This is a genomic window from Xenorhabdus sp. PR6a, assembly GCF_028599065.1.
GTDB classification, from domain to species: Bacteria; Pseudomonadota; Gammaproteobacteria; order Enterobacterales; family Enterobacteriaceae; genus Xenorhabdus; species Xenorhabdus doucetiae.
Window position 1 is genome coordinate 1 of sequence record NZ_JAQRFJ010000094.1, and the last position, 7,634, is coordinate 7,634.

Annotated in this window: 9 protein-coding genes and 1 pseudogene; 9 read left to right on the forward strand and 1 reads right to left on the reverse strand. The window is 51.3% G+C overall.

Annotated features, from left to right (window positions below):
* On the forward strand, window positions 1-279 hold a 279-nt coding region (locus PSI15_RS16480; protein WP_273584482.1), incomplete at its 5' end, for a hypothetical protein.
* Window positions 280-377: 98 nt separating this feature from the next.
* On the opposite strand, the gene PSI15_RS16485 is transcribed toward PSI15_RS16480, so the two are convergent.
* The gene (locus tag PSI15_RS16485) at window positions 378-1,208 is read right to left on the reverse strand and encodes a glycerophosphodiester phosphodiesterase (RefSeq protein WP_273584483.1); all 831 of its coding nucleotides are present in this window, start codon (window positions 1,206-1,208) and stop codon (window positions 378-380) included.
* Window positions 1,209-1,445: 237 nt separating this feature from the next.
* Between PSI15_RS16485 and PSI15_RS16490 the strand changes: the two genes are divergently transcribed.
* From PSI15_RS16490 to PSI15_RS16525, 8 genes and pseudogenes are all read left to right on the forward strand, one after another.
* The gene (locus tag PSI15_RS16490) at window positions 1,446-2,513 is read left to right on the forward strand and encodes an ABC transporter ATP-binding protein (RefSeq protein WP_273584484.1); all 1,068 of its coding nucleotides are present in this window, start codon (window positions 1,446-1,448) and stop codon (window positions 2,511-2,513) included.
* Window positions 2,510-3,376 (forward strand): ABC transporter permease, encoded by an 867-nt coding sequence (locus PSI15_RS16495; RefSeq protein ID WP_273584485.1) that lies wholly within the window; start codon window positions 2,510-2,512, stop codon window positions 3,374-3,376. Before PSI15_RS16490 ends, PSI15_RS16495 begins: the two co-directional genes overlap by 4 nt.
* Entirely contained in the window at window positions 3,373-4,209 is an 837-nt protein-coding gene (locus PSI15_RS16500; RefSeq protein WP_273584486.1) for an ABC transporter permease, read from the forward strand. The genes PSI15_RS16495 and PSI15_RS16500 overlap by 4 nt, the downstream gene beginning before the upstream one ends.
* Before the next feature lie 21 nt (window positions 4,210-4,230).
* On the forward strand, window positions 4,231-5,322 hold the full coding sequence (locus PSI15_RS16505) for an extracellular solute-binding protein (protein WP_273584487.1): 1,092 nt from the start codon (window positions 4,231-4,233) through the stop codon (window positions 5,320-5,322).
* A gap of 139 nt (window positions 5,323-5,461) precedes the next feature.
* Window positions 5,462-6,343, forward strand: a complete 882-nt coding sequence (gene cysM / locus PSI15_RS16510) for a cysteine synthase CysM (RefSeq protein WP_273584488.1) — start codon at window positions 5,462-5,464, stop codon at window positions 6,341-6,343.
* Window positions 6,344-6,848: 505 nt separating this feature from the next.
* Window positions 6,849-7,100 carry an acyl carrier protein gene (locus tag PSI15_RS16515; RefSeq protein WP_273584489.1) on the forward strand — a complete coding sequence of 84 codons (252 nt, stop codon included), beginning with the start codon at window positions 6,849-6,851 and terminating at the stop codon, window positions 7,098-7,100.
* Window positions 7,093-7,386 (forward strand): annotated as a pseudogene (locus PSI15_RS16520) (acyl-CoA dehydrogenase family protein); the annotation flags it as partial. The gene PSI15_RS16515 and the pseudogene PSI15_RS16520, both read left to right, overlap by 8 nt.
* Window positions 7,372-7,634: acyl-CoA dehydrogenase family protein (locus tag PSI15_RS16525; RefSeq protein ID WP_273584490.1), on the forward strand; the 263-nt coding region annotated here is incomplete at its 3' end. The pseudogene PSI15_RS16520 and the gene PSI15_RS16525, both read left to right, overlap by 15 nt.

Below are 7,634 nucleotides of genomic sequence, written 5' to 3' on the forward strand. Positions count from 1 at the left end.
CCTCAGGGGAGCTACTATTTATCTCAATGGCCGGATGGGACCAAGAAGGCCACGGGACACATTATTATTAGCATAGAGACGCTCGCCACCAAGACAGACAATGAAAAGCGGATACTACATCAACGATTATTATCAACGATCGAGACCGCTTACCAGACCCGCTCCCCCGTTAGAATTGAAGCATTTGGAGGAGTAACATCATGCTATTTATCCAACGCTGAGGATAATTTTTCAATTCGCGTCTGCTCGAATGAACGCGATTGTGGTGGCACGGGCTAAGCATTGCCCCTGTAAGGGCAAATAACGGTAAAGCAAGCGCTGCGTTTCCCGCAGCGCCCGGTGTTCATGGTTGCCTTTATCATTATGATAGTGGCCGTTTAACTCCAGCGCAGACCCGCTTCCTCAATCAGTGACTGCAAATACGGGATATCATCGTGGCTGAGCATGTCAATCAGCCCTTCACGCAGCCAGCTCAAGATCTCCGGCCGACTGTCATACCCGAACTGCTCTTGATACTGGGTCAGCGGGTCCCTGCCGTTTTTCGTGCTATGCAGGAACATTCTTACTCCCAGCCCGGCCTTTTTATAGGCGCGCAGATCATCCACATGGGCAAACTCATATTCAAAGCACACACAACCCGCATTTGACTGTTGCACTGCGGCAAGTTGGTTATTGTAGCGTTCCAGCGTCACCACCTGTAACACCAGTGCCGGGATCTGCGCCTGCACCTGATTAATCAGCACGTGGTTGAAGCCCAGCAACTGTATATGGGAAATCGCGTCCGGCTGTGCGCGCAGCAGTGCTGTCATGGTTGTGACAAACGCCTCGTGCCGCCGGCGCTGTTTGGCTTCGACGATCACCCCCATGCCGTGTTCCACCGCCCAGCGCAGCACATCCGCCAACAGCGGGATCTCTGTACCGGCAAACGCCGGATGATACCGGACGCCAAAATCGAACGCCCGCAACTGCGGAAGTGTCATCTGCTCCACGAATCCTTGTCCGGTCGATACCCGGTCGATTCGGTGATCGTGGGTTACCACAAGCTGATTGTCTGCCGTGAGATGGACGTCGATCTCAATGCAGTGTGTCCCTGCCTTGCGGGCTGCCTCAAACGCCGGAAAGGTGTTCTCTGGGCAGCAACTGGAAAACCCCCGGTGACTGTTGGCCAGTACCACCCCTTCAGTTGCCCGGTGAAAATTGAACGCCATCTTCTGTTCCTCGGTGAATAGTCACGGTGATTTAATTTACCATTTCACAGTGAAATTTAAATGTGAAATGGCCGACACAAAATTTGCCGCAATCCCAGCAAGCCATATTAATTGTGCTGCATTGTGCCAGATTCGGAACATTTTTCGTTTTAAATGATCCCTGTCACATATCATGGCGTGTTTATCCTGTAGATATAATAATCCTCTTTCACACGGCATACGGCGGGAAATCTGGGTATGGCAAAACTGATGCTGGAACAGGTGAGCAAAAACTTTGGCGGTGTCAGTGCCGCCAGCGACATCTCTTTCTGTGCGCAAGAGGGGGAGTTTGTGACGTTGCTGGGGCCGAGCGGCTGTGGTAAAACCACGCTGTTGAAGCTTATCGGCGGGTTTTATCCGCCGGACAGCGGGCGTATCCTGATCAATGACGAGATCATAAACCACCTGCCGCCGGAAAAGCGCAACACCGCCATGTGCTTTCAATCCTATGCCCTGTTCCCGCACCTCAATGTGGCGCACAACATCTGCTTCGGTCTAAAACAAAAACGGATCGCTGCCAGCGAACAGCACAGCCGACTGACTGCCGTGCTGAAACAGGTAGGTCTGGAAAATCAGCGACTGAGAATGCCCGCCCAGTTGTCCGGCGGCCAGCAACAGCGCGTGGCGCTGGCTCGCGCCATGATCACCCGCCCGGATGTGATCCTGTTTGATGAACCCCTTTCCAATCTGGACGCCCGGCTGCGGGAAAGTGTCCGTTTCGAAATAAAGGCGCTACAGCGCCAGTACCGGCTTACGTCGGTTTATGTGACCCACGATCAGGCAGAGGCGTTGTCCATGTCTGACAGGATCGTGCTGCTCAACGGGGGGCGCGTGGTGCAGATCGGTACGCCGGAGGAGATGTATTACCGTCCGGCGAACCGTTTCGTGGCGGATTTTATCGGCGCAGCCAATATTGATACCGCCCAGGTGACGCCGGCGTCGCAGCCGGGGTATTTCCGGGTACGGTGCCGTCTGGGCGAGTTTTATGTCCGTTCAGCTCAACCGCCGTGCGCGGCGCACTGTTATATCTGCTGGCGGCCGGAGGATGCGCAGTTAACAGGCAAGGCGCAGACCGGTGATAACCATTTCACCCTGACCCTCGACAAAATGGCGTTTGTGGGCAATTTCACCGAAGCCTGGGGGCATAACGACACCGGGCTGTCAGTACGCTTGCAGTTGCTTAAGAAGCCTCCGGTCGGTCCGGGCGAGCGCGTCGGCTTCCGCCTGCCGGAAGACGCCATTCACTTTTTGGAGTCGGCATCATGAAAAATTGGCGCCAGGATCTGCTGGCTTGGCTGCTGATGCTGAGCGGTCTGGGGACCATTCTGCTGCTGATGGGATCTACCGTTTACGTCATGCTTATGCAGGGAATTGGTTACTTCAACCTGACGGGCGATAGCCATTTCTCGCTGGAATATTGGCGCAACATGTTGCAGGACAAAGTGCTGCACCGCGCCCTGTACTACTCGGTGAAAGTGTCGCTGCTGGGGGCGATCGGCGCGGTGCTGCTTGCTTATCCGCTTGCCTTGTGGCTGCGCCAGCCGCGCCCCATGAAAGCTGGCATTATTGCCGTGCTGCGTGCGCCGATGTTTATCCCCGGTCTGGTAGCGGCCTTTCTGTTCGTCAACATCATCGCCTATCATGGCGTTATCAATGAACTACTGCTGGCGATGGGAATTATCCGCGCACCCCTGCACCTGCAAAACGACGACTTTGGCTGGGGCGTGGTGATCCTGCAAATCTGGAAGAACCTGCCGTTTGCCCTGATTCTGGTGGGAGGTGCCGTGAACGCCATCCGTCATGATGTTCTGGATGCGGCCCGTAATCTGGGAGCCAGTCGTTGGCGGCGTTTTACTGATGTGGTGGTGCCGCTCACCCTGCCTGCCGTTCAGGTGGCGCTGATTTTGGTGTTTATCGGCGCACTGGGCGACTTTGCTTTCTTCTCGGTGGCCGGGCCGCGAAACACGTATTCGCTGGCTCGCCTGATGCAGGCGACCGCCATGGAATACGGCGAATGGAACAATGCGGCGGTGATCGCCGCCATCATGATGGTGACCGCGGCTGTCTGCACCTTGCTGATAACCCTCATTATCACACCGTTTACCACCCGCAAAGGAGAGATCCTATGAGTCGCACCGCCCATGGCCGTCTGGTGATCACGATTTCGTTGACTTTCTTTGGGGTGGTTAATCTGGTATGGCTGGGGTTGCCGTTCGGTATGGCGATCCTATGGTCGCTGGTCGATCCCCAGCATCCGTGGAGTTACCCGGACCTCTTCCCGCCGGTGCTGTCGTTTCACCGCTGGCAACTGGTCTGGGAAAACACCGCGCTGCCTGAAGCATTGTTCAACAGCTATACCCTCGCCCCAGTGGTGGCGGGGGTGAGCCTGCTGCTGTCACTGCCTACGGCCTATGCCTTCGGACGCCTGAACTTTCGTGGGCGGGCTGTGGCGGAGATGCTGACGCTGATCCCGTTGGTGATGCCGGGTATGATCACCGCCATTTTCTTCAGTGCCATGTTGATGAAGCTTAAGATCAGTAACCCGTTCATTGGCATTGTGCTGGGTCATACGGTACTGACCTTGCCCTATTCTATCCGCATTATGTCTGCGGGATTTAAGGCGGTACCGCAGGATTTGATTGACGCCAGCCGTGACCTTGGGGCTGGTTACTGGGGGACGTTCAGTAACGCCTATCTGCCTCTGCTGAAACCGAGTTTCCTGGCTGCACTGATTTTCTGTCTGGTGAAAAGCCTGGAGGAGTTCAGCATCGCCTATGTTCTGGGCGCACCGGATTTTATTACTGTTCCGACCATCCTCTATACCTTCCTCGGCTACGCCTTTGTGCGCCCGGACGCGGCGGTGGTGTCGATGATCCTGGCAATTCCCAGTGTTGTCCTGATGCTCATCATCGAGAAGTTGCTGAAGGGCAACTATCTGGCGCAGTCCACGGGTAAGGCCTGACGTTTTACAGGAGCAACTGTGATGAAAAAAATCGTGATAACCCTGATCAGTGGCCTGCTGTTCAGTTCGCTGACATTTGCCGCCGCTGAGATGAACAGCCAGAACTGGGATACGGTGATGGCTCAGGCGAAGCAGGAAGGCCATGTGACTTTCAACGTCTGGTATCTGCAATCCCAGTGGCGCAGCTTCGTGAAGCCCTTTGAACAGCAATACGGCATCAGGGTATCCATTCCTGAAGGTTCTGCGGACGGTATAATGAATAAACTGCTGGCCGAATCCCGTCAGGAGAAGGGTAAAATTGACGTGGTTGCTCTGTCCGTGGGGCAACTCCCCGTGGCGCTCGGTGCAAAGTCGCTCTCTCGGATAGACGGGGTGCCCGGTTATCCGCACGCGTATCACCAGATCCAGAATGTCGATACGCAGGGGTACGCCGTGGTTTTCTGGGGCAACCAGACCGGGCTGGCTTACGATCCCCAGCAGATGGGAAACACCCCATTGCCGCAGACCCTGAAAGCGCTGCAACGCTTTATCGATGCCCATCCTGGGAAATTTGGCTACAACGACCCGAATAACGGCGGTGCCGGAGACGCGTTCATTCAGCGCGTAGTGACACTGTTGGGCGGCGATTTTGATACCACCGCCGGGCAGATAGATCCGGCCGTAGTGGCCAACTGGCAGAAAGGCTGGCAGTGGTTCACCGCCAACAAAGAGCGCATTACTCTGACGGCGTCGAGTGCGGACAGTCTGACCCGGTTGAATGACGGCGAACTGATGCTGACACCCGCCTGGGAAGATCATCTGATCGGGCTACAAAAAACAGGGGCCATCACCGCCCGGCTGAAATTCTATATTCCGCAGTTTGGGATGCCCAGCGGGGGAAATCTGGCGGCTATTGCCGCCAATAGCCCCCATCCGGCGGCATCAAGGGTGTTTCTTGACTGGTTGATCCGGGCTGATACCCAGAAAGAACTGAACAGGGTATTTGGCTCGACGCCGATGTATAAGTCGGTTGTCTCGGATGTCAGCCCCCCGGCAACGGCGGTGAAATTTTACGGTAGGGCTTACAGTATGCAGCTGAAAAAGGAATTTGTCCGTCAGGTGATGTTGCCATGATGGATGGCTCCACTGGCAACGGGAGATCAGTTTTGGCGAAATTGGCCCCGTTTGCCTTGGATTTTTTGCTTAATGTCTTGCGACGGTTTCCTTAATATGATTATTTGTTTACCCATTCTTATATGAATTAGGTAATGCTGTGGCAAGCTTGGAAGAATTTATCGGTAATACACCGCTGGTAAAATTACAACGAATGACAGAAAACGTTGATGCTGAAATTTGGGTGAAGTTGGAAGGCAATAACCCGGCGGGTTCCGTGAAAGATCGGGCGGCGTTTTCGATGATCCGGCAAGCGGAATTACGCGGAGAAATTGCGCCGGGTGATATTCTGATTGAGGCAACCAGCGGCAATACCGGTATTGCACTGGCGATGATCGCGGCGGTAAAAGGCTATCGCTTAAAATTATTAATGCCTGAAAACATGAGCCTTGAGAGGCAGGCATCAATGCGGGCTTACGGTGCCGAATTAATTTTGGTCAGTAAAGAATTGGGAATGGAAGGTGCACGGGATTTGGCGCAAGAAATGGAGAGAAACGGCGAAGGAAAAGTGCTGGATCAATTTAATAATACGGATAATTCACTGGCTCACTTCAATACCACTGGCCCGGAAATCTGGCGGCAAACCGCAGGGCGGATCACCCATTTTGTTTCCAGTATGGGAACAACAGGCACAATTAGCGGAGTGAGCCGCTATCTGAAATCTCAGTCAGACAAAGTGCAAGTGACCGGATTACAACCTGCGGAAAATAGTCATATCCCCGGTATTCGCCGTTGGTCTCCGGCCTATATGCCGGGCATTTATCAGAAGGAGTTGGTGGATCGGGTTTTGGATATCAGTCAAGCGGAAGCGGAAACGACAATGCGTTTATTGGCGCAAAAAGAAGGCATTTTCTGTGGTGTCAGTTCTGGTGGAGCCGTTTCCGGGGCGTTACGCATTGCAGCCGAAAACCCTGGTGCCGTTATTGTCGCGATTATTTGTGATCGTGGTGACCGGTATTTGTCCACCGGCGTTTTTAATTAACACGCCTTTTGTCGTTTTATCTCACCTTTCATATTCCAGGCTGTAGTGTTGTGGGTTGCACTATGGCTTGATTGCATAGATCTAATAATGAATCACCATTAATTATATTTTTTAATTAACGGGCGGTTTAATAGAGGAATTTTTAATATCATCTCTTATTTTATCCATATATTAAAAATCTATTTTCTATATTGAATGAATTTTATTTATATCCTCGGTTTGAAGATTATAAAAAAAGGAGGGTATATTACTCTGCGAAACCTTTTTATAAATTTCAATAATTATCTTCTTACTAAGAATAATTTAATTAATATTTTATATTATGGAAAAAGCGATGGATTGTTATTAATCTGCGTTGAATTATCTGTTTTGCTAGATGAATATCCTGAGTTTTTATTTTAGGGCGATAATAATCCCGTGCGGTAGCTATGCTTTTTATAAACCATCCAGATAATTATTGCAGACAAAAAAACAAATGAAATTAAGGTTGTAAAGGAAAATCGTGATGAATATATCTGAGCGTAAGAAATTAGTGTCTGAATATCTTTGCAAACTTTCTGGTCAGCAGGATTTAGGTGATAGCATTAATATTTTCGAAACAGGGTTGGTTAACTCTCTGGCTACTATCCAACTCATCTCCTTTCTAGAAAAAAATTTCAAAATTAAAGTTGAAATTGATGATCTCGATAATGCTAATTTTTCGAGCATTCAAGCGGTTTGCCATTTTTTAGATAAAAAGGTGGTCGCAAATGTTTAATCGCTTTTTATCACCTGTGCAGCAAGAATGGCGACAAACATTTGAGCGATTTTCGGCAACGGAAGTGGCACCTTATGCTGACGAATGGGATTTATCAGAAGCAATACCAGCCAGTGTGGTGCAGTAACTTGCACGTCATGGTTGGTTGGGCGGATTGGCAAAAACAGAAAATGGCGGACTGGGATTTGATGCTACCACATTCGGGTTACTGAATATGGCCATCGGTGCCGGAAGTGGCTCGCTCACTGGTTTGTTGAATGTCCACTCAATGATGTTAAAAACCATCGAGGATTGGGGTTCCCAAGATCAAAAACAACGCTTTTTGTCACCGTTGGTCAAGGGTGAAATTATTGGTGCTTTTGCTCAAACAGAAGTTTCTGCCGGCGGAGATTCTAAAAATCTATCGACCCAGTTTGAAGATCATGGGGATGAGCTGAGTATTAACGGGCAAAAAAGCTGGATTACTTTTGCTCAAATCGCCGATCTCTTTCTGGTATTTGGCAAATATCAGGGGTTGGATACCGCGGTATTGGT

Bases quoted from the DNA above. Each gene is read 5' to 3' on its own strand.
- PSI15_RS16485 (WP_273584483.1), bottom strand. From the start codon at position 1,208: ATGGCGTTCAATTTTCACCGGGCAACTGAAGGGGTGGTACTGGCCAAC.
- PSI15_RS16490 (WP_273584484.1), top strand. From the start codon at position 1,446: ATGGCAAAACTGATGCTGGAACAGGTGAGCAAAAACTTTGGCGGTGTC.
- PSI15_RS16495 (WP_273584485.1), top strand. From the start codon at position 2,510: ATGAAAAATTGGCGCCAGGATCTGCTGGCTTGGCTGCTGATGCTGAGC.
- PSI15_RS16500 (WP_273584486.1), top strand. From the start codon at position 3,373: ATGAGTCGCACCGCCCATGGCCGTCTGGTGATCACGATTTCGTTGACT.
- PSI15_RS16505 (WP_273584487.1), top strand. From the start codon at position 4,231: ATGAAAAAAATCGTGATAACCCTGATCAGTGGCCTGCTGTTCAGTTCG.
- PSI15_RS16515 (WP_273584489.1), top strand. From the start codon at position 6,849: ATGAATATATCTGAGCGTAAGAAATTAGTGTCTGAATATCTTTGCAAA.